This window comes from Thioalkalivibrio sp. ALJ15, assembly GCF_000383695.1.
Lineage (GTDB): Bacteria > Pseudomonadota > Gammaproteobacteria > Ectothiorhodospirales > Ectothiorhodospiraceae > Thioalkalivibrio.
The window spans coordinates 96,202-120,852 of sequence record NZ_KB912058.1; the positions used below are offsets into that span (position 1 = coordinate 96,202).

27 protein-coding genes are annotated in these 24,651 nt (G+C 66.3%); 20 read left to right on the top strand and 7 right to left on the bottom strand.

Annotated elements, in window-relative coordinates:
- Window positions 1–677: 677 nt before the first annotated feature.
- The 6 genes from lipA to G015_RS0107260 form a co-directional block, all read right to left on the bottom strand.
- Window positions 678–1,634 carry a lipoyl synthase gene (gene lipA, locus G015_RS0107235; RefSeq protein ID WP_018994767.1) on the bottom strand — a complete coding sequence of 319 codons (957 nt, stop codon included), beginning with the start codon at window positions 1,632–1,634 and terminating at the stop codon, window positions 678–680.
- A gap of 66 nt (window positions 1,635–1,700) precedes the next feature.
- Entirely contained in the window at window positions 1,701–2,900 is a 1,200-nt protein-coding gene (locus G015_RS0107240) for an HDOD domain-containing protein (RefSeq protein ID WP_026182189.1), read from the bottom strand.
- A gap of 8 nt (window positions 2,901–2,908) precedes the next feature.
- Window positions 2,909–4,120 carry an HDOD domain-containing protein gene (locus G015_RS0107245; protein ID WP_026182190.1) on the bottom strand — a complete coding sequence of 404 codons (1,212 nt, stop codon included), beginning with the start codon at window positions 4,118–4,120 and terminating at the stop codon, window positions 2,909–2,911.
- A 95-nt stretch (window positions 4,121–4,215) separates the two neighbouring features.
- Window positions 4,216–4,800 (bottom strand): hypothetical protein, encoded by a 585-nt coding sequence (locus tag G015_RS14305; protein ID WP_020146375.1) that lies wholly within the window; start codon window positions 4,798–4,800, stop codon window positions 4,216–4,218.
- Window positions 4,797–5,201 (bottom strand): hypothetical protein, encoded by a 405-nt coding sequence (locus G015_RS0107255; RefSeq protein ID WP_018994079.1) that lies wholly within the window; start codon window positions 5,199–5,201, stop codon window positions 4,797–4,799. The genes G015_RS14305 and G015_RS0107255 overlap by 4 nt, the downstream gene beginning before the upstream one ends.
- 15 nt (window positions 5,202–5,216) lie before the next feature.
- The gene (locus G015_RS0107260; RefSeq protein ID WP_018138073.1) at window positions 5,217–5,456 is read right to left on the bottom strand and encodes a BolA family protein; all 240 of its coding nucleotides are present in this window, start codon (window positions 5,454–5,456) and stop codon (window positions 5,217–5,219) included.
- Window positions 5,457–5,686: 230 nt separating this feature from the next.
- Between G015_RS0107260 and G015_RS0107265 the strand changes: the two genes are divergently transcribed.
- From G015_RS0107265 to G015_RS0107275, 3 genes are all read left to right on the top strand, one after another.
- A complete protein-coding gene (locus tag G015_RS0107265) occupies window positions 5,687–6,439 on the top strand; it encodes an MBL fold metallo-hydrolase (RefSeq protein WP_018138074.1) in 753 nt (250 codons plus the stop codon).
- 96 nt (window positions 6,440–6,535) lie between these two features.
- Window positions 6,536–7,363 carry a nucleoside triphosphate pyrophosphohydrolase gene (mazG, locus tag G015_RS0107270; protein WP_020146376.1) on the top strand — a complete coding sequence of 276 codons (828 nt, stop codon included), beginning with the start codon at window positions 6,536–6,538 and terminating at the stop codon, window positions 7,361–7,363.
- Complete coding sequence (locus G015_RS0107275) at window positions 7,360–8,088, top strand: ferredoxin--NADP reductase (RefSeq protein WP_018138076.1); 729 nt, start codon at window positions 7,360–7,362, stop codon at window positions 8,086–8,088. The genes mazG and G015_RS0107275 overlap by 4 nt, the downstream gene beginning before the upstream one ends.
- Before the next feature lie 143 nt (window positions 8,089–8,231).
- Here the strand turns inward: G015_RS0107275 and nadB are convergent, their stop codons facing one another.
- Window positions 8,232–9,872 carry an L-aspartate oxidase gene (gene nadB, locus G015_RS0107280; protein ID WP_018138077.1) on the bottom strand — a complete coding sequence of 547 codons (1,641 nt, stop codon included), beginning with the start codon at window positions 9,870–9,872 and terminating at the stop codon, window positions 8,232–8,234.
- Window positions 9,873–10,016: 144 nt separating this feature from the next.
- Between nadB and rpoE the strand changes: the two genes are divergently transcribed.
- From rpoE to G015_RS0107365, 17 genes are all read left to right on the top strand, one after another.
- Window positions 10,017–10,598: an RNA polymerase sigma factor RpoE gene (rpoE, locus tag G015_RS0107285; RefSeq protein WP_018138078.1), complete on the top strand. Its 582-nt coding sequence runs from the start codon at window positions 10,017–10,019 to the stop codon at window positions 10,596–10,598.
- An 11-nt stretch (window positions 10,599–10,609) separates the two neighbouring features.
- Window positions 10,610–11,179: a sigma-E factor negative regulatory protein gene (locus G015_RS0107290; protein ID WP_018175440.1), complete on the top strand. Its 570-nt coding sequence runs from the start codon at window positions 10,610–10,612 to the stop codon at window positions 11,177–11,179.
- A 6-nt stretch (window positions 11,180–11,185) separates the two neighbouring features.
- Entirely contained in the window at window positions 11,186–12,169 is a 984-nt protein-coding gene (locus G015_RS0107295; protein WP_018175441.1) for a MucB/RseB C-terminal domain-containing protein, read from the top strand.
- A gap of 5 nt (window positions 12,170–12,174) precedes the next feature.
- The gene (locus tag G015_RS0107300) at window positions 12,175–12,660 is read left to right on the top strand and encodes a SoxR reducing system RseC family protein (RefSeq protein WP_018138081.1); all 486 of its coding nucleotides are present in this window, start codon (window positions 12,175–12,177) and stop codon (window positions 12,658–12,660) included.
- A gap of 88 nt (window positions 12,661–12,748) precedes the next feature.
- Window positions 12,749–14,167, top strand: coding sequence for a DegQ family serine endoprotease (locus G015_RS0107305; protein WP_018138082.1), 1,419 nt, complete (start codon window positions 12,749–12,751; stop codon window positions 14,165–14,167).
- A 52-nt stretch (window positions 14,168–14,219) separates the two neighbouring features.
- Window positions 14,220–14,459, top strand: coding sequence for a glutaredoxin family protein (locus G015_RS0107310; protein WP_026182191.1), 240 nt, complete (start codon window positions 14,220–14,222; stop codon window positions 14,457–14,459).
- Window positions 14,456–16,261, top strand: coding sequence for a translation elongation factor 4 (lepA, locus tag G015_RS0107315; RefSeq protein WP_018138084.1), 1,806 nt, complete (start codon window positions 14,456–14,458; stop codon window positions 16,259–16,261). Before G015_RS0107310 ends, lepA begins: the two co-directional genes overlap by 4 nt.
- A gap of 51 nt (window positions 16,262–16,312) precedes the next feature.
- The gene (lepB, locus tag G015_RS0107320; RefSeq protein WP_018138085.1) at window positions 16,313–17,083 is read left to right on the top strand and encodes a signal peptidase I; all 771 of its coding nucleotides are present in this window, start codon (window positions 16,313–16,315) and stop codon (window positions 17,081–17,083) included.
- Window positions 17,084–17,142: 59 nt separating this feature from the next.
- Window positions 17,143–17,499, top strand: coding sequence for a DUF4845 domain-containing protein (locus G015_RS0107325; protein WP_017925696.1), 357 nt, complete (start codon window positions 17,143–17,145; stop codon window positions 17,497–17,499).
- 15 nt (window positions 17,500–17,514) lie between these two features.
- On the top strand, window positions 17,515–18,225 hold the full coding sequence (gene rnc / locus G015_RS0107330) for a ribonuclease III (protein WP_018994078.1): 711 nt from the start codon (window positions 17,515–17,517) through the stop codon (window positions 18,223–18,225).
- Window positions 18,226–18,266: 41 nt separating this feature from the next.
- A complete protein-coding gene (era, locus tag G015_RS0107335) occupies window positions 18,267–19,142 on the top strand; it encodes a GTPase Era (RefSeq protein WP_018138087.1) in 876 nt (291 codons plus the stop codon).
- 16 nt (window positions 19,143–19,158) lie between these two features.
- Window positions 19,159–19,818: a DNA repair protein RecO gene (locus tag G015_RS0107340; protein WP_018138088.1), complete on the top strand. Its 660-nt coding sequence runs from the start codon at window positions 19,159–19,161 to the stop codon at window positions 19,816–19,818.
- 46 nt (window positions 19,819–19,864) lie between these two features.
- Window positions 19,865–20,632, top strand: a complete 768-nt coding sequence (locus G015_RS0107345) for a pyridoxine 5'-phosphate synthase (protein ID WP_018138089.1) — start codon at window positions 19,865–19,867, stop codon at window positions 20,630–20,632.
- A 7-nt stretch (window positions 20,633–20,639) separates the two neighbouring features.
- The gene (acpS, locus tag G015_RS0107350) at window positions 20,640–21,020 is read left to right on the top strand and encodes a holo-ACP synthase (RefSeq protein ID WP_026182192.1); all 381 of its coding nucleotides are present in this window, start codon (window positions 20,640–20,642) and stop codon (window positions 21,018–21,020) included.
- A 124-nt stretch (window positions 21,021–21,144) separates the two neighbouring features.
- On the top strand, window positions 21,145–22,365 hold the full coding sequence (hflK, locus tag G015_RS0107355) for an FtsH protease activity modulator HflK (protein ID WP_038038384.1): 1,221 nt from the start codon (window positions 21,145–21,147) through the stop codon (window positions 22,363–22,365).
- Entirely contained in the window at window positions 22,365–23,249 is an 885-nt protein-coding gene (gene hflC / locus G015_RS0107360; RefSeq protein WP_018138092.1) for a protease modulator HflC, read from the top strand. The genes hflK and hflC overlap by 1 nt, the downstream gene beginning before the upstream one ends.
- A gap of 216 nt (window positions 23,250–23,465) precedes the next feature.
- Window positions 23,466–24,650 (top strand): ATP phosphoribosyltransferase regulatory subunit, encoded by a 1,185-nt coding sequence (locus tag G015_RS0107365; protein WP_018138093.1) that lies wholly within the window; start codon window positions 23,466–23,468, stop codon window positions 24,648–24,650.
- Window position 24,651 lies beyond the last annotated feature (1 nt).

Genomic DNA, 24,651 nt, shown 5'->3' on the forward strand with positions numbered 1-24,651 from the left:
ACGCCTTTGGCTTCGTTCAGACAGTCAGCGCCCCCGTTTCTATTTTGAATCGTCCGTCCCGAGGCCCCTTCCGCAAGGGGCTTCATACGGGGGGATCAGGTCAAGACAACGGCTGGTCTGATATTCGAGCTTGTAGAAGGAGGCTAGGTATTCGCACATCTTCGGCACGCGCGGCCTTCGGCCTTGGCGTGCCGCGTCCGCCAGCGGGCGCCAGACCCCATCGTAGGATGTGATGAGCGCAGCGAATCGCATCAGGGTTGCCCCGACGTTGGCATGGTGCGTTTCGCTACGCTCAACGCACCCTACGGCGTACGGGATAGGCAGAAGCGCTGGAAGACAACTGGTTTTGATCTTCCCTCCCGATATGAGCCCCTTGCGGAGGGCGTGACAGGCCGGACGATTCAAAATAGACACGGGGCGCTGACTGTCTGAGCGAAGCCAAAGGCGCAGCGAGTTTCAGCGCCGCCGGCCTGGCGCGTCCGGAGCAAGGTTCCCGGGCGAATCCCGGGCGTGTTTCTTGGGTACTTCTTTGCACGAGCAAAGAAGTACCTCGCGGCGCGCTCGCGAGTGAGCGCAGGCAGGCGGCAGGCCGAAGCTACCGTAAACACCCAAGGTCGAACCAGGCCCCGCCTGAGGGCGCGGGGCGCCGCCCCGGCGGCAGGGGACGGTAGGGCGAGTCAGGCGGTTTCGAGGCCCTGGGCCTGGAGGTCGGCGTGGTAGGAAGAGCGCACCATGGGCCCGCTGGCCACCTGCTTGAAGCCCATTTCGCGTGCGGCCTCGCCGAGGTCGTCGAACTCCTCCGGTGCCAGGAAGCGCGTGACCGGAAGATGATGGCGCGAGGGCTGCAGGTACTGCCCCAGGGTCAGCATGTCGCAGCCGTGTTCGCGCAGGTCCGCCAGGACCTCCAGCAGCTCCTCGCGGGTCTCGCCGAGCCCGAGCATCAGACCGGACTTGGTCGGCACCCCGGGGTGCTGTTCGCGGAAACGCTTCAGCAGCTCCAGCGACCATTGATAGTCGGCGCCGGGACGCGCCTCGCGGTAAAGCCGCGGGATCGTCTCGAGATTGTGGTTGAAGACGTCCGGCGGGGCCTGGTGCATGATCTCCAGCGCCCGGTCCATGCGGCCGCGGAAGTCGGGCACCAGGATCTCGATCTTCGTGTTCGGATTCAGCGTGCGGACCTCGCGGATGCAGTCCACGAAGTGGCCGGCGCCACCGTCACGGAGGTCGTCGCGATCCACCGAGGTGATGACCACGTACTTCAGGCCCAGCGCCTGGATGGTCTCCGCCAGGTGGCGGGGCTCGTCCGGGTCGAGGGCCTCGGGGCGGCCGTGGGCGACATCGCAAAACGGGCAGCGGCGGGTGCAGATGTCACCCATGATCATGAAGGTGGCGGTGCCGTGGGCGAAGCATTCGCCCAGGTTCGGGCAGCTCGCCTCTTCGCAGACGGTGTGCAGCTTCTGGTCGCGCAGGATGCGCTTGATACGCTGCACCTCGGGCCGAGCCTGGCTCTGGGCGCGGATCCACTTCGGTTTGCGCTGCGGCTGCTCGGTCGGGCTGATCTTGACCGGGATGCGCGCGACCTTGTCGGCGGCGCGTTGTTTTTCGCCAGGTTGGGGTCGTGTTCGAGTGGTCATAGGGTCTTCCCTGAATGGGTTGCGGTCGCTCCGCCCGATCAGGGGGCGATAGCGGCGCGATCGGGGTCAGGCGACCTCGCGGATCAGCGCGTCAATCTCGCGGCGGGCCGTGTCGATTGCCGGCAGCTGGCCGTCGTCGTCGAGCACAAAGCCGAATCGTGCCACGGCGTTCAACTTGGCCAGTGGCGTCCGGTCCGCCAGGGCGTCGTCGCCATCGCGCGTGCAGGCGCTGCGAGCGATGCGCACGATATCGGTCAGGGGTGCTGCCGTAGCGGTTTCCGGGCCACCGGAATCGCGAATGGCCGCCATGATATCGGAAGCCAGGCCCCACTGTTGAGCAACCAGTTCGCCGATCAGGCCTTCCAGGCGATAGAGGATGCGCTCGATGTCCTCGGCACTGCGGTCGGGGTGGCTGCGGGCGACCTCGCCAATGATGGGCAATGCGCCGACGCGATGCAGCAGGCCGGCCAGCAGGGCCTTTTGCGGATCGACTGCCTCGCTCTGGTCCGCCAGTACGCAGCTGATGGCCGCGACGCGGGCCGAACGCCGCCACAGGCGTTCCAGCAGGCCGTGGTAGGGGCTGTCGCGCCGAATGAAGACCTGGTGCGCAGCGAGCGCCATCACCAGTTGCCGGGTCCGTTCGAGGCCGAGACGGGAGACCGCATCGGCCAGTCGCGAGACCTCGCGCTGGCTCCCCATCGCCGGGCTGTTGGCCACCGACAGCAGGCGTGCGGCGACGCTGGGGTCTTCCTCGATGATGCGGGTGACGCGCTCGATATCGACGTCCGGGTCCTTCAGCGCCGCCTGCAGGTGCAGTGCCACTTCCGGCAATTGCGGCAGTTGCAGTTCGCCGGAGAAGGCGCGGGTGTAGATGCTGGTGAACAGCTCGCCCTCAAGGTCGGACAGCTCGATCTCGCTGACCTCCACACCTTCGCGCGCGCCATCGATCAGGTTTTCGTAGACCTTGCGGTCGAACAGGGCGATACGCCCGCTACTCGCCGCGATCGCGTGGCTGTGGTAATCGCGTTCGTTGAACAGTGGGTTCAGGGATTCCGGGCTGCCGCCCTTGAGGATGACCGACTGGCCGTCGTCAGACAGGATTACCCGGCCTTCAAGGAGAAAGATCAGGTGGCGCCATTCGTCACGCGCATGCAGCTTCAGGCCGGGCTTGATGTCCAGGGTGCTGGCGTGCTGGAGGAGCTTGTGGCGCGCACGCTCGCCGAGGTCGGCGAACGGGACCAGTTGTGGAAGACGTTCCTCGATCACCGACACCTCTACATATCAAAGAGTTTTTGCAATTCCGCCAGGTCGGCGGCCCGGGCCTCCAGGAAGGCGATCGGTTCCCCGGGGGCGGGGGCATCGATGCCCAGGAGTTCGAAAGCCTTGACCTCGGACGGGGCCGGCAGTTCCTTGCCCTCGGCCTGCAGCGCGGCGTACTGGGCGACCAGCGCGATGCTGGCATAGTCGGGTTCCGCCGGCCGGTAGCCCCAGTCGCTGCTGTGCTCCGCGACATTGACCAGGTCTCCGCCCAGGTCCCAGTAGTTGATAACCAGTACGCCGGCCAGATTGCGCAGGCGGCGAACCAGACGGGCCACCCGCTCGGGCTCCGGGTGGTCCTCGCGTACCTCGATGAACTGGATGATCGGGACGGCCCCGATGCCGGCCACCAGGCCGGCGAGCAACGCGCGCTCACGGTCCAGCAGCTTCAGGGAGTCGGCCACCAGATAGGCATAGGCCGATTGCAGTACCCCGTGCTGCCAGACCGCCTCCATCGCCTCGCGTGTAGCCGCATGACGGGCCTTGAAGGCCTGTCGCATAGCCATGTTCATGGCCAGCATGCGGGTATTGCGAAAGCCCAGGCGCGTGACCGCGTCCCGTACCGACTGGATCTGCTGCGAGCCGCGGAACAGCGGGCTGTTCGTGGCGTGCAACAAGGCCCCGGCGATGGTCCCGTCGCGCTGGATGACATCGGTCAGCTTGTCGATGTCCGCGTCTGGATCCTTGGTCAGCTCCTGGATGCGCAGGGCGACCTCGGGCATGGTCGGCAGCTCCAGACGATTGCTGGTGATCAAGTCGTACAGCTCGCCGAAAAAGGCGCCTTCCGTGTCATCCAGCTCGGTGTCGTGCATTACCAGCGAGGCACTGTGGGCCTGCTCCAGCGCCCCTGTGGGCACCTCCAGCATGCGGCAGGGCTTTTCGGTGATGATGAAATCGTGCTGGCCGGCCCCGCCGTCGAACATCTGCAGGGGCGGCTCGCTGTTGCCATCGCTGACGGTAATGCGCGAAGGGGTGCCGCCGCTGACGCGTACCAGTTGGCCGCTCAGCAGAAACAGGTGCCGGTCCGCGACGTCCTTGGGCCGCAGCCGCTTGCCAGCGGGCAGCTCCGGGCTCGCGCATGCCTGGGCCAGTTCCGCGCGGGCGGATTCCGACAGGTGCGCGGTGAGGTCCATTTCCTGGAGCAGACTGTCGATGGTCGTCGTGTCCATGAGCGATTCCGTTGCCTGTGTTTCGATCATTCCCTGGTCCGGGCGGGGCGCCAGTGGGTTCGTGTGCCCCCGGCCCGCGGTGCCCGGCCGCGCGATCACCGCACCGGATCTGGCCGGGCATTTTGCGGGAGCGTTGCGTCTTGTGACGTGGGTCTCAGTGTAGCATCCCGCGCAGGCTCAAGGCCCCCGCGACAGGCGAAGGAAGGACGCTCGTGCGAGTCGATCAGGCCCTCGGCGCGCAGAAAGGCCCGTGCATCGTCAGCGTCCCCCTCGAACCAGCGCGCGGTCGATCCCAGGCGGAAGCTGTAGCCCCAGGCGTCCATGTCCTGCATCAGCCGGTTGCGCCCGACCCCGGGCAGGGCATCGGCGAGCAGGATCTGCAGATAGCACACCCCGCATTCCTCCAGGTCGTCGCCTCCGGCATTGGTATGCAGGGCCGCGCGGCGTTCGGGTTCCATGCAGATCAGATGGCCGGCCTCGTGCAGCGCCGAGTGCAGCGGGGTGTCCGGGCGTACATGCACGGCCAACCCGATGATCCCCGCCTCGGGCTCGCCCCACCAGGTCCCGGGCAGTGCGGCACCGGGCGGATGCATTACCAGTTGTAGCCCGTAGCGTTCGAGCAGGTCGCGTAGTGGGGTTTCGATGGTGGCATCGCCGCATTCGAGAACGGTTGAGGTCATGGGTCGGAGTTGCCGGGCAGGGCCTGGGTCTGGGCGCGGCTGCGGCGCGGGCATTCCTCCGGGTGCTTGCGGCACCAGGCATCCACCCGTTCGGCGAGGTCATCCTGAAAGCACAGGAGGTAGAAGCGGGCCTGCTCGCGGTTGGCGATGGCCGGTCGCCCGAGGGCGTCGACCACGCCGGTGCGCAATGCGGCGATGATTGCGTTGGCAGCCTTTTTTTGCGGCCAGGCGGTGATCTGGCCCCAGGCCTCGGGGCTGAAGTACAGACGTAGCAGGTCCGGGCGCGTGGTCAGCAGCATGCGCGTGACATTGCGCAGGGTCGTCTCGGCCTCGCCCCAGTCGTGGACCAGGCCGCCCTCCAGCAGGCGCTCGATCTCCTCGCGGCCCTTGGGCGAGAGCATTACCGCTCGCCGTGCCTAGGCGCTTGCGGCCTCTTCCGGCGTCAGGGCGCGGATGGACAGCGCGTGGACCTCGCCGGAGTCGATCTGGTCGCGCACGGTGGCGTAGACGGTCTGGTGCTTCTTGACCTTGTTCATTCCGGCGAACTGCGGGCTGACGACCAGGGCCTCGAATTTGCCCTCGCCCCCGGTCACCTCGACCTTCTCGGCCTCCGGCAGGCCGGCGCGGATGAGTTCGGCCACTTGATTGGCTTCCATGGTGAGTCCTTGATGTCGATGTGTATGTCGGCAGAGGCCGCATGATAGCCAGTGGCGTGGCGCTACAGAAGGGCGAGGTGGCCCGGCTCCGGGAACTCGTGGTAGTGGTGGGGTTCCGAACGGGAGATAGTCGCGGTACGCACACTGGCTTGGTGCCGGCAGCGACTACCGGTTAGTATTAGTAAATACTGATATAACGGACAGGCCCATATGGCCCTGGAGGACACCGCATGATTTTCAAGCAGCTGTTCGAGGAAGAATCGTCCACCTACACCTATCTGCTGAGCTGCCCGGACACGGGCAAGACCGCGCTGATCGATCCGGTGATCGAGACCGTGGACCGCGATCTGCGGGTGCTGCAGGAGATGGGGCTGAGCCTCGACTACGCGATCGAGACGCACATCCACGCCGACCACATCACCGGCGGCAAGATGCTGCGCGAGCGGACGGGCTGCCAGCTGGCCGGCCCGGCGCTGGACGAGCTGCCCTGTCGCGACGTCGGCCTGCGCGAGGGCGAGCCCTTCCAGGTGGGGAATCTGGTGATCAATCCCCTCTATACCCCGGGGCATACCGATTCCCATCATGCCTATCTGATGGATCACGTCGGCCTGAAGATGTTGTTCTCCGGGGACGCCCTGCTGATCGAGGCCTGTGGCCGCACCGACTTCCAGTCGGGTGACGCCAAGACCCTGTACCGGTCGATCCATGACAAGTTCTTCACCCTGCCAGACGAGACGCTGGTATATCCGTGCCACGACTACGAAGAGCGCCAGATCACCACCATCGGGCAGGAGAAGATGCGCAACCCGCGTCTGGGCAAGAACAAGCCCGAGGCCGAGTTCGTCAAGATCATGGAGGAGATGGACCTGCCGTATCCGAAGAAGATCGACTGGGCGCTGCCCGGCAACGAGGGCTGCGGGATCTGCCCGGACAACCTGCCGGACGAGAAAAAGCGCCTCTGCGAACCGGATCAGCAGGGCTGATCGAGGTGTCGGGGCCGATCACGCGGCCCCGACACTGGCATCGGAGTGTGGCGGACGGTTTTGCCCGCCCACCGGGACCCCTTACACTCCACCGTCATGACGGACACCAATCCCGTGGATCGCCTGCGCGCGATCATGGCGCGCCTGCGTGATCCCGAGCAGGGTTGTGCCTGGGACCGGGCGCAGACCGCTCAAACTATCGTGCCCCACACACTGGAGGAGGCCTTCGAGCTGGCCGATGCGATCGCTCGCGACGATGGCCGCGAGGCGGCCAGTCGCGAGCTGCGCGACGAACTGGGCGATCTCCTGTTTCAGGTGGTCTTCCAGGCGCGGATCGCGGAGGAGGCGGGGCGTTTCGACCTCGATGACATCGCACGTGCGATCGGCGACAAGCTGGTGCGGCGCCACCCGCATGTATTCGCCGATGCCGAATACTCGGATGATGCCGCCCGCGAGGCCGCCTGGGACTCGGCCAAGGCCGAGGAGCGCGCCGCGCGCGACCACCACAGCGCGATGGACGACATCCCGCTGGCGATGCCGGCCCTGGCCCGTGCCGCCAAGACCCAGCGCCGCGCGGCCCGGCTGGGCTTCGACTGGGGCGACCCGGCCCCGGTGCTGGAGAAGATCCACGAGGAACTGGACGAGGTCCGCGAGGAGCTGGCCAGCGACGCCGATCCCGAGCGCGTGGCCGAGGAGATCGGCGACCTGCTGTTTGCCGTGACCAACTGGGCGCGTCATCTGGGAGTGGAACCGGAGGGTGCGCTGCGTGGCACCACGCGCAAGTTCGAGGCGCGCTTTCGTACCATGGAGGCCCTGGCCCGCGCGCAGGGGCAGGCCTTGGAACAACTGGATTTCGACGCCCAGGAGGCTCTCTACCAGGAGGCCCGGCGGCGTGAACGCGACACCAACACGGACCCCAAATGACACACGCCGTTGAACTGCCCGAACACTTCATGCCGGCCCGGATCGAGGCGATCGAACAGGTTACGCCGCTGATCAAGGTCTTTACTCTGTCGGCCGACCCGGCGCGCTTTGCCAGCAAGGCCGGGCAGTGGCTGGATCTGGTGATCCCGCAGGCCGCCGGCAAGCCGTTTGTCGGGGGGTATTCGGTGGTCTCCGCGCCGCGCGATGACGGGCGGCTGCAGCTCGCAATCAAGTACGCCGATCACCATCACGCCACGCACTACCTGCACTCCACCGCACGCGAGGGAGATACGGTCTACATCACCCCCGGCCAGGGCAGCTTCTTCTTCGAGCCGGGTATGGCGCGGAACGTCGTGCTGCTGGGCGCGGGGATCGGGGTCACGCCGCTGTTCAGCATCCTGCGTGCGGTCAATGACGGCATGCCGGACGTCTACGCCCATCTCGTCTACAGCGTCGCTCACCAGGACGAGATGCTGTTCCCCGACGAGCTGGCGCACCTGGCCAAGGCCGAGAACATCGACGTAACGCTGACAGTGACGCGCGAGGCCGAGGACTGGCTGGGCCACACCGGGCGCATCAGCCACGAGCTGCTGGAGTCCCTGAACCTGCCGCGCGACGCCCTGTTCTACTTCTGCGGTTCGCGCGAGTTCATCGAGGATATGGCCACGCTTCTGGCCGAGTGGGGAATCCCCGAGGCGCAGCTCAAGTACGAGAAGTGGTGGTAGCGCCGCCGCGCTTGCCCCCCGTTATTGCGAGGAGCCGCAGGCGACGCGGCAACCGCCCGAAGCTGGACGTCGCTTTGGGGTTTGCTGGCTAGCGGATACCGCTTGCTTCGTCGCGAGGTTCCTCGCAATGACGGGGAGGCAGGTTACGGCCGGCGGCGGTCGCCGGGGCGCAGGGCGTTGTCCGGTGCCAGGATCGTCGGCTGGCCGTCCAGGGCCGGGTCGGTCTCGGGGTAGTCGCGAATAAAGTGCAGCCCGCGGCTTTCCTTGCGGGACAGGGCGCTGGTCACGATGATCTCCGCGACCATGGCCAGGTTGCGCAGCTCGAGCAGGTCCGGCGAGATGCGGAAATGGCTGTAATACTCGTGGATCTCTTCCTGCAGGATGCGGATGCGGCGCTCGGCGCGGTGCAGGCGCTCGCGGGTTCGCACAATGCCGACGTAGTCCCACATCAGGCGGCGCAGTTCATCCCAGTCGTGGGCGACCACGACCTCCTCCTCGGATTCCGTGACCCGTGACTCGTCCCAGGCGGGCGGTGCCGCGAGCTGCTCCGGCGCGGGCAGGTCGGTCTGCGAGAGGATGTGCTCGGCGGCCGCGCGGGCATAGACCAGGCACTCCAGCAAGGAATTGCTGGCCATGCGGTTGGCCCCGTGCAGGCCGGTATAGGAGACCTCGCCGGCCGCGTACAGGCCGGGCAGATCGGTCTGGCCAAAGTGGTTCACCATCACCCCGCCACAGGTGTAGTGCGCGGCCGGCACCACCGGCAGCGGCTCGCGGGTCATGTCGAAGCCGAACTCCAGGCAGCGCTCATAGATCGTGGGGAAGTGCTCGCGGATGAACTCTGCCGGCTTGTGGCTGATGTCCAGGTTCACGTGATCCAGGCCGAGACGCTTCATCTCGTGGTCGACCGCGCGGGCGACGATGTCACGCGGGGCCAGTTCCGCACGCTTGTCGAAGCGCGGCATGAAGCGCTCGCCGTTGGGGAGCAGCAGCAGACCGCCCTCGCCACGCACCGCCTCGGAGATCAGGAACGACTTGGCGCGCGGATGGAACAGGCAGGTCGGGTGGAACTGCATGAACTCCATGTTCGCGATGCGACAGCCGGCACGCCACGCTATCGCGATCCCGTCGCCGGTGGCGCCGTCGGGGTTGGAGCTGTAGAGGTAGACCTTGCTCGCGCCGCCGGTCGCCAGGATCACGGTCGGGGCGAGGATGGTTTCCACCTCGCGGGTCTTGGCGTCCTGCACATAGGCGCCGACCACGCGCCGGGTTCCGTCCACGGGCTGGGTGATCAGATCCACTGCCACGTGGCGCTCGAAGACCTCGATGCTGGCCTGCCCGGAGGCGCTCTTCACGAGGGCATCCTCGATTGCGCGGCCGGTCGCATCGGCGGCATGGGCGACGCGCCGGGCGCTGTGCCCCCCCTCGCGGGTCAGGTGCAGGCGGCTGCGCCCCTCCAGGGCCTCGCGGGTGAACGGCACGCCGAGGTTCAGCAGCCACTGGATTGCCTCGGGGCCGGCGGCCACGGTGCGCCGGACCGCGTCCGGATCGCACAGGTCGGCCCCCGCATCCAGGGTGTCGGCGATATGGGCATCGAACGAGTCGGCGCGGTCGAGAACGGCGGAGATCCCGCCCTGCGCATAGCGGGTCGAGCCCTCGTCCACTGGACCCTTGCTGATTACGGTGACGCGGCGATGCGGGGCCAGATGCAGGGCAGCGGAGAGCCCCGCTGCGCCGCTCCCGATGACCAGTACGTCGGCCAGGCGAGGTTGTTGTACTGTTCCCATGGCTCAGGTAACGTGCTGCGCTTGTTGCCCGAGCAAATCGTGGCCCTTTCGCAACAGTGTTGTGCGGAAAGCGAACTTAATGCGAGTCAGGCGGTCCATGCTTCATAGATTACCGGAGACCGGTGCCCTGGCGGGAGCCCCCGCATGAGCGAGAAGGCTTCCGACGAGGCTCTGGTCAAACGCGTACAAACCGGCGACAAGGCGGCTTTCGACATCCTGGTGCTGAAGTATCAGCACAAGATTATCAACCTGGTCGGGCGCTACGTGCATGATCAGGCTGCCGCCCAGGATGTGTCCCAGGAGGCCTTTATCAAGGCGTACCGGGGACTGGCGAACTTTCGCGGCGAGAGTGCGTTCTACACCTGGCTCTACCGCATCGCGATCAATACGGCCAAGAACTACCTGGTTTCCCAGGGACGGCGGCGGCCGGAGGCCGAAGTCGACGCACAGGACGCGGAACAGATGAGCGGTGACTCCGCTCTCAAGGACAATGCAACCCCGGAGGGGGAGCTCTTGTCCGAGGAGATAGAAGGCGCGGTGCAGCGCACCATCGAGAAACTGCCCGACGACCTTCGCATGGCGATTACGCTGCGCGAAATCGAGGGACTGAGTTACGAAGAAATCGCGCAGACGATGGGATGTCCGATCGGTACCGTACGGTCGCGCATCTTCAGGGCCCGCGAGGCCATCGACCGGACCTTGCGTCCTTTGTTAGACGAAGAATGACGAGAAGCACCATGAAAGAACAAGTCACCAAGAATGAACGTCTATCCGCCCTCGTAGACGGAGAAACGGATGACTTCGAGACGCGGCGCCTGATCGACGAGCTGGTCAAGTCCGAAGAGGATCGCAATCAGTGGGAACGCTATCACCTGATCGGTGACAGTCTCCGCGGCGGGCTGCGCAACACGGCCCCCGCACATTTCATGGATGACATCCGCACGGCCCTGGCGGACGAACCCGCCCTGCAGGGTGTGCCCCGGCGCGAATCGCCGCGCTGGCTGAAGCCCGTCGCCGGCACCGGAGTGGCCGCGGCCGTGGCGATGGTCACGCTGGTGGGTATGCAGATGCTGGGGGATCAACCCGGTCAGGATGCGACCCCGGTGGCCGTGGAAAGCGGTACCCCGGCGGCTACGGGCGACGTGCAGACGGCCAGCTCCCGCGCCGGTGCCGAAGATCCCGCACAGGCGGAAGTTGGCGAGTCCCTGGATCCGCGGTTTGCCCGCTACCTCGAAAATCATGCCGAACTGACCGGCCCGGGCTCTTCGGCCTTGGGACGCGTACGCTACTCGGTCAGCGACGAGTAATACGTCATGTGGCGTGGGCTGCCGCTCGTTCTGGCCGCAACCGCGCTCTGCCTTCCGGCGCAGGTACTGGCGGACGAGGTCTCGCCGTCGGAATGGCTTGAGCGCATGACGACAAGCCTGCATGCGGAGAGCTATCAAGGCACCTTCGTGCTGCAGCGCGATGACCGCATCGATACCATCCGTGTGGTACATGTCGCCGATGATGGCGGTTACCGAGAACGCCTCGAGACCCTGACTGGCGCCGAACGCGAGATCCTGCGCTCGGTGGATCGCCTGAGTGCAATCAAGGGCGCGCGCGGTGCCTCGGGAGACGGGGCGCAGTCACCGTTGGGCCCTGCCGGCGCGCCGGTCTCCCTGTTGGAAACACATGACCTCTATGCGCTGAAGATCCAGGGCCTGGACCGCGTGGCCGGTTATCCATGCACCCTGATTATGGCGCGCGCGCGGGATGCCCTGCGCTACAGCCATCGCTACTGTCTCCATATGGACAGCGCCCTGCCGCTCCTGAGCGAGCTGTACGATCCCAAGGGCAAGCTGCTGGAACGGCTTGCCTTCACCGATCTGGAGTTGAGTGACGAGATCGCCGAGAGCGAACTCGAGCCGACGACCGATCAGGCCGAGCACATCGAGGTGCGCGCCGATCGCGGCCACAAGAAGCCCCAGTGGGACGACGACAATGGCCTGGGTGGCTGGAAGTTTGGTGAACTCCCCCCTGGCTTTCAGGCAGTCGCCGCCACGGAGCGCTCGCTGGGTAACGGGGACGAGGTCTCGCGCCACTTCGTGCTGAGTGATGGTCTGGCCTCGGTGTCGGTCTATGTAGAGCCGGCGGATGGCGAGAAGAGTTTCGAGGGTACAACCCGTGCCGGCGCCACGCATGCCGCTGCACGGGTGATGGCCGGACATCAGGTCACGGCGGTCGGCGATGTCCCCCATATTACGGTCCAGCAGGTGCTGGACGCGGTCTATTACCAAGGCGCCGCGGGCGAGTAAGGCCGGTGGGGCACTGGATCGAGGAACAAGGTGTCGTGCTCGCGGCCGAGGCGCACAGCGCGCGCGTGCGCATCGAGCGCCAGTCCACCTGCGGAAGCTGTTCGGCCCGCACCGGCTGCGGTAGCGGTGTGCTGTCCGAGGTGCTGGGGCGAAAGGCCGTGGAGGTGACCATCGGCCACCCGGGTCAGCTCCGCGCCGGCGATCGCGTGATCATCGGGATTCGCGACCAGGCCCTGGTCTCGGGGGCCCTGGCGATGTATCTGCTGCCACTGCTGGGCCTGGTCGCCGTGCCGGGGCTGCTGATGCTGGCCTGGCCGCTGCTGGGCGAGGGCTGGCTGATGCTGGCCGGTGCGGCGGGTTTCGTGCTGGGGCTCGGCGGGGTTCGGTACTGGATGCGCCACCGCGCACCGGATCTGGCGCCGGTATTCCTGCGCCGCGAGCCCGACGCCGGTGTGGTCCGGGCGCAGGGCCGTCCGCGTCCGATCGAATAATGCAGGCAATCGCCGGGAACTTGTCCCGGTACGAATTTTCTAGAGCATGAACGCACGAGCAAGAGCGGGTTCAATCATGACGCGACCGATGCAATGGGCCCTGCTGGGGCTGATCCTGTTTGCCTTCTCCCTGCCGGCTTCGGCGCGCATGCTGCCGGATTTTGTCCCGCTGGCGGAGGAGCACAGCCCCGCGGTGGTCAATATCTCCACCACGCGTGAGCGTGAGGGTGGCCAGACGGGCGGACACCCCGATTTCGAGGGCTCCCCGTTCGAGGACCTGTTCGAACGCTTCTTCGGCGCCCCCCCAGGTGGCGGACGAGGCGAGGGCGGCGAAGGCCGGATGCCGGAGCGCAGCTCGCTGGGGTCCGGCTTCATCTACACCGAGGATGGCTACATCATCACGGCGAATCACGTTGTGGAGGGGGCCTCCGAGGTCGTCGTGCATCTCTCCGACCGGCGCGTGTTCGACGCCGAGGTGGTCGGCAAGGACCCGCAAAGCGACGTGGCCCTGCTGAAGATCGATGCCGATGACCTGCCGACGCTGGAGCTGGGTTCCTCGGACGACCTCAAGGTCGGCGAGTGGGTGCTGGCGATCGGCTCGCCGTTCGGCTTCGATCACTCCGTGACGGCCGGGATCGTCAGCGCCAAGGGGCGCAACCTCCCGACCGAGAATTACGTCCCGTTCATCCAGACCGATGTCGCGATCAACCCCGGGAACTCGGGTGGCCCGCTGCTGAACCTGGACGGCAAGGTCGTGGGGATTAATGCCCAGATCTACAGCCGTACCGGTGGCTTCATGGGGCTGTCATTCGCAGTCCCGATCGAGATGGTCGAGGACGTGGTCAAGCAGCTGCGCGAGCACGGCGAGGTCACGCGGGGCTGGCTGGGCGTGCTGATCCAAGAGGTTACGCGCGATCTGGCCGAGTCGTTTGGCATGGACAAGCCCAGCGGCGCCCTGGTCGCCCGTGTGCAGTCGGACAGCCCGGCGGAGAAGGCCGGCTTCGAGACGGGAGATGTGATCCTCAAGTTCAATGGGATCGAGGTCCCGAACTCCTCCGCGCTGCCGCCGATCGTGGGACGTACACCGGTCGGTACCGAGGCCGAGGTGGAGATTCGTCGCGGCGAGGAGACCAGGACCCTGACGGTCGAGATCGAACGCCTGCCGGACGATGTGGCGGCGGAACGCGGCGGTCGCCAGCCGGAGCAGGAGGAGCGTGCCGAGCCGCAAAGCCTGCTCGGGATGCACCTGGAGCCGCTGGATGCCGCCGAGGCCGACGAGCTCGGGCTGGACGGCGGGCTGGTGGTTACGGAGGTGACGGGTAATCCGGCCCGTTCCTCCGGCATTCGGCCAGGCGACGTGATTGTGCAGTTCGGTCGCCACTCGGTGGATTCGCTGGAAGAGCTGGAAGAGCAGATCGAGGCGGCCGGCACCGGGCGTACGGTGCCGGTCCTGATCCAGCGCGACGGCAACCCGACCTTTATCGCCCTGCGCATCCCGTCCGAATGATGGTCGTGCCCTGGCCCGGGCGTTGTGCGCCCGGGCGGCGGCAGCGATCATGATGCGTACTTTGACGCTGTATCACCGCGAAGGCTGCGGGCTTTGCGAGCAGATGCTCGCGGAGCTTTCGGCCCTCAAAAGTCGTTATACTTTCGCCCTCGAGATCGTCGACATCGACGAGGACCGGGACCTGCGCGTGCGTTTCAACGCGAAGGTCCCGGTGCTTGCGGTCGACGGCGACATTCTTTGCTGCCATTTCCTCGACCGAAAGGCACTGCTGGACCTACTGGCCCCTGCATGACCGAAACTCGCCTGACCCGCAATTTTTCCATCATCGCGCATATCGACCACGGCAAGTCCACGCTGGCCGACCGCCTGATCCAGGGCTGCCATGGCCTGACCGAGCGCGAGATGTCCGAGCAGGTGCTGGACTCGATGGACCTGGAGCGCGAGCGCGGGATCACCATCAAGGCGCAGAGCGTCTCACTGTTCTACGACGCCCAGGACGGACAGCGTTACCAGCTGAATTTCATCGATACCCCGGGGCATGTGGACTTCTCCTATGAGGTCTCGCGTTCGCTGTATGCCTGCGAGGGCGCACTGCTGGTGGTCGATGCCTCCCAGGGTGTGGAGGCGCAGAGTGTGGCCAACTGCTACACCGCGATCGATCAGGGGCTCGAGGTCGTCCCGGTGCTTAACAAGATCGACCTGCCGGCGGCCGAGCCGGATCGGGTGGCGGCCGAGATCGAGGATGTGATCGGCATCGAGGCCACCGACGCCGTGCGGGTCTCCGCGAAGACCGGCGAGGGGATTGCCGAGCTGCTGGAGGAGATCGTGCGCCGCATCCCGCCGCCGGAGGGGGACGCCGAGGCCTCGCCCAAGGCGCTGGTGATCGACTCCTGGTACGACAACTACCTGGGCGTGGTCGCGCTGGTGCGGGTGAAGGCCGGGCGCTTCTACGCGGGGCAGAAGATCAAGGCGATGTCGGTCGGGCGCGCCCACGAGGTCAGCCGGGTCGGGGTGTTCACGCCGAAGCCGGTGGACCGCGAGACCCTTGAGGTCGGCGAGGTTGGCTACCTGATCGCGACCATCAAGGACATCTCCGGGGCCAAGGTGGGCGACACCTTCACCGACTTCAACAACCCGGCCTCCGAGCCGGTGCCGGGCTTCCAGGAGGTCCAGCCGCGGGTGTTCGCCGGCCTGTTCCCGGTCAGCGCGGATGACTTCAACGACCTGCGCGAGGCGCTGGACAAGCTGCGCCTGAACGATGCCGCATTGTCCTTCGAGCCGGAGACCTCGCAGGCGCTGGGGTTTGGTTTTCGCTGCGGCTTCCTCGGCATGCTGCACATGGAAATCGTGCAGGAGCGCCTGGAGCGCGAGTACGACCTTGACCTGATTACCACCGCGCCCACGGTGGTCTACGAGGTGGAAAAGAGCGACGGCGAGGTGGTGATGGTGCACAACCCATCCGGGCTGCCGCCGAGCAACGAGATTGCCGAGATCCGCGAGCCGATTATCGAGGCGAACATCCTCGTGCCGCAGGACTACGTCGGCGCGGTGATCACCCTGTGCATCGAGAAGCGCGGGGTGCAGACCAAGATGCAATACCTGGGGCGTCAGGTGCAGTTGTCCTACGAGCTGCCGATGTCCGAGGTGATGCTGGACTTCTTCGACCGGCTGAAGTCCGCAACCCGTGGCTACGCCTCGTTCGACTACCAGCCGCGGCGCTTCCAGGCGGCGCCGCTGGTGCGCGTGGATATCCTGATCAACGGCGAGCGGGTGGATGCCTTGTCCGGGATCGTGCATCGTGACCATGCGGAGTCGCGCGGTCGCGAGCTGACCGAGCGCATGGCCAAGATCATCCCGCGGCAGATGTACGAGGTGGCGATCCAGGCGGCGATCGGCTCGAAGATTATCGCGCGATCCACGGTCAAGGCGATGCGCAAGAATGTGCTGGCCAAGTGCTACGGCGGCGACGTCTCGCGCAAGCGCAAGCTGCTGGAGAAGCAGAAGGCCGGCAAGAAACGCATGAAGTCGATTGGCAAGGTAGATGTGCCGCAGGAGGCCTTCCTGGCGGTGCTGTCGGTCGGCGACGACAAATAACGCGCCCGGGTCGGAGCGGGCACGCCGCAAGGCGGTGATCGAGGACAATACATGGCGAATCTGGAACTGATCCTGGTACTGGCCACGGCCGCAACGGGCCTGATCTGGCTGGGCTGGGTGCTCCTGCGGCGGCGGCTGAGCCCCGAGCGTCAGGCGCGCATGCCGTGGTTCGTGGACTATTCGCGTTCGTTCTTCCCGGTGCTGCTGATTGTGCTGGTGCTGCGCTCGTTCGTGGCCGAGCCGTTCCGCATCCCGTCGGGCTCCATGATGCCGACCCTGCTGGTGGGCGACTTCATCATGGTGAACAAGTTTTCCTACGGGATTCGCCTGCCGGTTACGCGTACCAAGGTCTTCGATATGGGCGAGCCCGAGCGTGGCGAGGTCGTGGTGTTCAAGTATCCGCGCAACCCGCAAGAGGACTACATCAAGCGAGTGATTGGGCTGCCGGGGGATACCATCGAGTTCCGCGATCGCGTGCTGTACGTCAACGGCGAGGCACAGTCGGCCGAGCGCGTGGGTACCTTCGAGGGCGAGGGGTCCGGGGAGATGATGTCCGGTGCCTCACTGTACGAGGAGACCCTCGACGGGCGCACCTACACGACGCTGATGCGCGAGGAACGCCCGAGCCTGGATGGCTCGGTGACGGTCCCCGACGGCCACTATTTCATGGTCGGCGACAATCGCGACAACTCGAACGACAGCCGGACCTGGGGGTTCGTCTCCGAGGATCTGCTGGTGGGGCGTGCCCTCTTTATCTGGCTGCATTGGGATTACAATGAAGGGCACAGGGACTTTTCCCGGATTGGCCAGGCGATTCGCTAGGCCTGTTTCGCGGGCGCAGGCAACCAGGGGGTAGGGCGATGCGGCATTCCAGACATTCCATGCGCGGGGCGGGTGCCCTGACGGTGATGGCATTGATCCTGCTGGCGCTGCTGGTCGGGACCTTCGTGATCAAGATGGGTACGCAGTACACCCAGTACCTGACGGTGCGCTCGATCATGCAGGACGTGGCGACCCAGCCCGGTGCGGCCGAGAAAAGCGAGCGCGAGCTGTGGCGCGAGATGAACCGCCGCTTCCAGATCAACTCGGTGTACGACGGGATCGAGGAGGACGACTTCTCGGTGACCGAGGAGGGCGATCGCCGGCAGATGCATCTGGAATACGAAGTCCGCCGCGAGTTCCTGGGGAACGTCGACGTGGTCGCGCGTTTCTCGCGTAGCGAAACCCTGGCGCCCTAGGGAAACGCTGTGGGATTGTCGGACCGTAACCTTCAACGATCGAGTGCGAGTCGCGATTTTCGCGATCTGCTGCCGGAGGCGGTGCGCGAGGGCGATGGCGTCCGCCAGGCCCTGACCCATCGCAGTGCCGGCGGGCGCAACAACGAGCGCCTGGAGTTTCTGGGCGATGCGGTCCTGGGTCTGGTCATCGCCGATGCCCTGTACGAGCAGCTGCCGGACGCGCCAGAAGGGGATCTCACGCGCCTGCGCGCGGCGCTGGTCAACCGCGAATCGCTGGCGGCCCTGGCGCGAGAGTCGGGACTGGAAGGCACGCTCAATCTCGGCCAGGGCGAACGCAAGAGCGGCGGCCAGCGGCGCGATTCCATCCTCGCCGACGCGGTCGAGGCCCTGATTGGCGTGACCTACCGCGAGGCCGGCATGCAGGCTGCGCGCGACTTCACCCTGGCACTTTATGCCGAGCGCCTAGGGAATCTGCCCTCCGCCGAATCCCTGAAGGACCCGAAGACCCGTTTGCAGGAACAATTGCAGGGTCGCAATGCGGAACTGCCCGTTTACGAAGTGCTGGAGGTGGTTGGCCCCGATCACCAGCGCCGCTTCACCGTCTTCGTACACCTGCCTACTCAGGGCTGGGGGCAGCAGGGCGAGGGCTCCTCTCGGCGCCGCGCGGAGCAGGCCGCGGCCGAGGCCGCGCTGCAGCGGTTGCAGCAGCAGGCACAGGAGCAGTGAACGGCATGGATAGCACTTCCGAGTCCGGAACGCGGTGCGGTATGGTGGCGCTGGTCGGCCGCCCGAATGTTGGCAAGACTACGCTGATGAACCGCCTGGTGGGCGAGAAGCTCGCAGCCACGACGCGGCGTCCCCACACCACGCGCAATCGCATCCTCGGCATCGTGACCGAGGGGAACGACCAGATCGTGCTGATGGACACCCCGGGGATCGATACCGAGCGCACGCGTCTGGTGAACCGGGTGCTGAACCGCACGGCCAGTCAGGCCCTGGCCGACGCGGATCTGGTGTGTTTCCTGGTCGAGGCGGGACGCTTTGGCGAGGGCGACGAGCGCATCGAGCAGCTGATTCGCCAGTCCGAGCGGCCGGCGCTGCTGGTGATCAACAAGGTCGATCGGGCGCGGGAAAAAGAAGAACTGCTGCCGTTTATCGCGGCGCGCATGGAGGCGATGCCGTATGCAGGTGTTGTCCCGCTGTCGGCGAAGACGGGCTCCAACGTCGCGGGCCTGATCGACGAGATCCGCGGCCACCTGCCCGCGGGGCCCTTCCTCTACGACCCCGAGCAGCTGTCCGATCGCCCGGAGCGCTTTCGCGCCGAGGAGATGATCCGCGAGTCCCTGCTGGAGAGCCTGGGGCAGGAGGTCCCGTACTCGGTGGCGGTGCGCGTGGAGCAGTGGTCCGACGAGCCGCGGACGACGCATATCGATGCCGTCATCATGGTCGAGCGCGACAGCCAGAAGGGGATCGTGATCGGCAAGGGTGGACAGCGCCTGAAGCGGATCGGGCAGGCGGCGCGTCTGCAGCTGGAAGAGCTGCTGGGGCGGAAGGTCATGCTGCGCCTGACGGTACGTGTCGAGGCGGACTGGACCCGGAATCCCCGCGCCCTGCGCGAGCTGGGCATCGAAGAACCCCGGTGAAGGCGCCGCGGCGCGCATGAGTGGCGCGGCGACGGCCGTCACCCAGGGTGTAGTGCTGCATGCGCGGGCACTGCGCGAGAACAGCCGCGTGCTGGAACTGCTGACGGGCGAGGCCGGGCGTGTGGCGGCGGTGGTGCGTGGCAAGGCGGGGTCGGTACAGCCCTTTGTGCTACTGGATCTGGCCTGGCGCGGCCGTGGCGAGCTTCCCACGCTGCAGGTGGCGGAGCAGCAGCGGGTCTTTCCGTTGACCGGGCGGGCGTTGGTCTGCGGTTTGTATCTGAATGAGCTGGTGTTGCGTCTCTATCCGCGTGACGCGCCGATCCCCGAGGCGTTGCCGGCCCTGCTGACGGCCTACGCGCGGCTGGCGGCCCGGGAGCGCGCGGACGTGGTGTTGCGCCGCGCCGAGTGGGCGCTGCTGCTGCCGATCGATTCCGGGCTCGAGCATGTCGATGCCGCCGAGCTTGATCCGGCGGCCTGGTATCGGTACGAGCCCGAGATGGGCCTGGAGCCCACGGCACCGGGGCGCGCGGGTGCCATCGCCGGGGAGGCCCTGTGGGCGCTCGCTTCGGGGCAGCCGGTCCCCGATAATCATGCCCGTCCGGCGCGTGACTTCATGCGCGCCCTGATTGACCATCACCTGGCCGGCCGCGTGCTGCGCACGCGAGCGCTGCTGTAGCCCCGGCCCTGACACGCATTCAAGCCCATACAAGGCCACACGTACCATGTCGCATCCCGCACCGCTCAAGCTGGGGGTCAACCTCGACCACATCGCCACGATTCGCCAGGCCCGCCACACGCCGTATCCTGACCTGATGCAGGCGGTACGCCTGGCCGAGGCCAGCGGCGCGGATTCGATCACCCTGCACCTGCGCGAGGATCGCCGCCATATCCAGGATGACGATGTCTTCGGGATCAAGCCGCGGCTTACGGTGCCGATGAACCTCGAGATGGCCGCCACCGAGGGCATGCAGGCGATCGCCTTGAAGCTGCTCCCCGAGGCTTGCTGCATCGTGCCGGAAAAGCGCGAGGAACTGACCACCGAGGGCGGGCTGGATGCGGCCGGGCAGCTGGAGCGGCTGCGTGATTTCGTGGCCCCGCTGACCGCGGCCGGGATCGAGGTCTCGCTGTTCGTGGAGCCGGATGTTCGCCAGATGGAGGCGGCGGTCAAGATTGGTGCTCCGGTGGTGGAGCTGCATACGGGCGCCTATGCCAATGCCCGTGATGCAGCCGAGCGCGAACGTTTGCTGGCCGGGATCAACCAGGCCGCCACTGCCGGTCAGGCCATGGGGCTGGTGATCAACGCCGGTCATGGGCTCGACTACGACAATGTACGTCCGATTGCCGCGAATCCGGTCTTTCACGAGCTGAATATCGGCCACTCCATCGTGGCCCGGGCGTTGTTTACGGGGTTGCCGGAGGCAGTCAGCCACATGCGCGGTTTGATGGATGCCGCCCGCGCTGGCCTGCCAGTCGGCCAGTACCCGGTGTGATCGCCGCATGATCCTCGGGATCGGCACCGACCTCGTCCAGGTGGCGCGCATGCAGGGCATGTGGGAGCGCCATGGCCGGCGGCTGGCCGAGCGTATCCTGCATCCGGTCGAGCACGCCGACCTGCCGTCGGAGCATCCGGCGGGATTTCTCGCCCGGCGCTTTGCGGCCAAGGAGGCCCTCGCCAAGGCGCTGGGATGTGGGGTCGGGGCCGACATGGGGCTGGCCGAAGCCGGGGTGACCCATGATGCCCGCGGGCGCCCCGAATTCGTGCTGGAAGGCCGCGCACGGGCGACCGCCGAACGCCTTGGGGTGAGCGCCATTCACCTCAGTATTAGCGACGAGCGCGAGTATGCCCAGGCCTTTGTCGTCCTCGAGGGTGGTGAGTAACCCGCTTTTCCCTCCGGTCGTGGTTGCCCGGGTGGGACCGGCTCCCTAGAATATGGCCCCTTATGCCCATCCGTGTCGGGTGAACGGATGGTGCCAGCCCTGAGCGAGTGACGGAGTCCAGTCCATGCCCTGGAACGAACCGGGAAATAGTAACCGCGACCCCTGGAGTGGGGGCGGCGGTGGCCAGCGCGGTGGTGGTAGCGGTGGCGGCGGGGGCAACCAGCCTCCCGATCTGGAAGAAATGATGCGCAAGCTGTCGCGCCAGCTGAATGGAATCTTCGGCGGTGGTGGCGACAGTGGCTCCGGGGGTTCCTCCGGTGGTGGCATGGGCCGTGGTACCCAGGCCCTGGTCAGTCTCGGGCTGATCATCGCTCTGGTCGTCTGGCTGGCCTCCGGCTTCCATATCATCTCCGAGGGCGAGCGCGGTGTTGTGCTGCGCTTTGGCGCCTTCCAGGAAGTGAAGAACCCGGGTCCCGGCTGGCATCTGCCCTATCCGATCGAGCGGGTCGAGATCGTCAACGTCGATAACGTGCGAACCATCGAGCACCGCGCGTTGATGCTGACCGGAGACGAGAACATCATCGATATCGATATCGCGGTGCAGTACCGCATCCTCGATCTGGTCGATTTCCTCTTCAACGTGCGCAACCCGGACTCCACTGTGAATCACGTAATGGAATCCGCGATCCGCGAACGTGTCGGGCGTTCCAACCTGGACTTCATCCTCGGCGAAGGGCGTGGGGAGATTGCCTCGTCGGCGCGTGTGGTGATGCAGGAGAATCTGGATTCCTACGGGGCCGGGGTTACGGTTACCGCCGTGTCCATGCAGCAGGCCCAGCCGCCCGAGCCGGTCCAGGAGGCCTTTGCCGACGCGATCCGCGCCCGCGAGGACGAGGTTCGCTTCCGCAACGAGGCCGAGGCCTACGCCAACGGCGTGATCCCGCGGGCCCGTGGTCAGGCGGCGCGTATCATCGAGGAGGCCGAGGCCTATCGTGATCAGGTCATTGCGCAGGCCGACGGTGATGCTGCGCGCTTCGATCAGTTGCTGGTGGAATACCAGCAGTACCCGGAAGTGACCCGCGACCGTCTGTATCTGGAGGCCGTCGAGGCCGTGCTCGAGGATTCGCGCAAGGTCATGCTCGACGTGGGCAGCAGCAACAACCTGATGATGCTGCCGCTGGATCAGCTGTTCCGTGGTACCGGTACCCGATCCAACTCGGGTGATACGCCGACCCCGCAACCCATCGATACCAGCCGCGGTGGCCTCGGTGCCACTCCTGGGTCAGGTGTCAATCGACTGGGTAGCCGTGATCCGGCGGCCCAGCGCTCGCGGGAGGTGCGCTAATGCTACGCATAGCCGGTATCGCCGTTGTTGTCATCGGGATCGTGGTGGCGCTGTCGACCTACACCGTCGATGAGCGCGAGCGCGTGATCAAGTTTGCCCTGGGGGAGATCCGTCAGGTCGACCCCGAGCCTGGTCTGCATTTCAAGTTTCCGCTGATCCAGAACGTCGAGAAGTTCGATGCCCGGATCATGACGCTGAACATCCCGCCGGATCGGTTCCTGACCTCCGAGGCGAAGAACATCATCGTCGACTTCTACGCCAAATGGCGTATCGATGATATTGGTCAGTTCTACCGCGCTACCCGCGGTGACGAGCGGCTGGCCGAGGAGCGTCTGGCCCAGATCCTGCGCGACGGCATGCGTAACGAGTTCGCACGCTTCGAGTTGCAGGAAGTCGTCGCCGGCGAGCGCCTGGCGATCATGGGGGCGGTACGGCAGACCGCGCTGGAGACGGCGCTGGAGCTGGGGATTGACCTGGTCGACGTGCGCGTACGCCGGATGGATCTGCCCGACGAGGTCTCCGAGTCGGTGTACGAACGTATGCGTGCCGAGCGTGAGCGCGTGGCGCAGGACTTCCGTGCCCGTGGCCAGGAGGAGGCCGAGCGCATCCGCTCGCGCGCCGACCGTGACCGCACGGTCATCCTCGCCAACGCCTATCGCGACTCCGAGGAGATCCGGGGTGCCGGTGATGCGCGTGCCACCGAGACGCTGGGCCGCTCGTTCGGCGAGGACGAGGAGTTCTTCCGCTTCTATCGAAGCCTGATCGCCTACCGCAACAGCATGAGCGGCGAGAAGAGCACCTTTATCCTGGAGCCGAACTCCGAGTTCTTCCAGTTCTTCAACGCGCCGGGCGGGGAGCGGCCGGCGCCGCTGCCGACCCAGTAACACCGGGGCCGGGCGCCATCGCAGGTGTCCGGTGCGCGGTGACCGTTTGACTCGGGCCCGGTCTTCCGGGCCCGAGTCATGCCGGGACCCGGCCGGCGCGCATTGGGTGACACAAGGGAAACACTGATCAATGTACACACTCGCCGGACGCAAAAGCGCCTTGAGTGCGAGCGTGGACATTGATCAGTGTTTCCCTAGGACAAGGGCAGGGACGAGATGACCGAGATCAACCGCTGGCTACTGCCGGATGGCCTCGACGAGGCGCTGCCGGACGCCGCGCGGCGCCTGGAAGGACTGCGCCGTCGGGTGCTGGACCAGTTTGATACCTGGGGCTATGACCTGGTAATGCCGCCGCTGGCGGAATACCTGGAGTCCTTGCTGGTGGGCGCGGGCCATGCGCTGGATTTGCAGACCTTCAAGCTGACCGACCAGATGAACGGTCGGCTGATGGGGGTGCGCGCGGACCTGACCCCACAGGTGGCACGCATCGACGCCCATCGCCTGAAGGTCGAAGGCCCCAACCGCCTCTGTTATGTCGGCAGTACGCTGCGTACGCGTGCGGACGAGTGGTCCGGATCGCGCAGTCCCCTGCAGGCCGGGGCCGAGTTGTTCGGCCATGATGGTCTGGATTCCGACCTTGAGATCATCCGCCTGATGCTCGCGACACTGGAGGTTTGCGGGGTCTATCAGCCCAGCATGGATCTGGGTCATGTCGGTATCTATCGCGCGCTGGCGCGCGAGGCCGGTCTGGACAACGCGCGCGAAGAGGCCTTCTTCGACCAGTTGCAGCGCAAAAGCGTCCCCGAGATCGAGGGGACCCTCGAGGCATGGGAGACGGAAGGCATGGATGCGGCTGTCTGCCGGCGGTTGCGCGCTCTGGTGGATCTCAATGGTGACGCCGGTGTCATTGCCGCGGCGCGTGAGGCCCTGGCCGGTGCGCCGGCCGAGGTCGAGGCGGCCCTGGATCACCTGCAGGCGGTGGCGGAACGTCTGGAGGCGACACAGCCGAACGTGGACCTCCACGTTGATCTCGGCGAGTTACGCGGCTATGCCTATCACACGGGCCTGGTGTTCGCGGTGTTCGTGCCAGGCTCCGGGCAGGCAATTGCACGCGGCGGGCGCTACAACGATATTGGTCGCGTCTTTGGCCGGGCGCGCGCCGCGACCGGCTTCAGTACCGATCTGCGCGAGTTGCTGCGCCGTGCCGAGGTGGCGCCGCCGGTGCCGCGTCGTACGGTGCGCGCGCCGGCCTCGGGTGACGTGGCCATGGAGGCCGCAATCGCCGACCTGCGTGCGCGCGGTAATCGCGTGGTGCGCGATCTGGAAGGGCAAACCAATGAACCCCCCGCCGATGCGCGCCTGGAGCTGCGCGACGGGGCCTGGACGGTAGTGGAGTACTGAG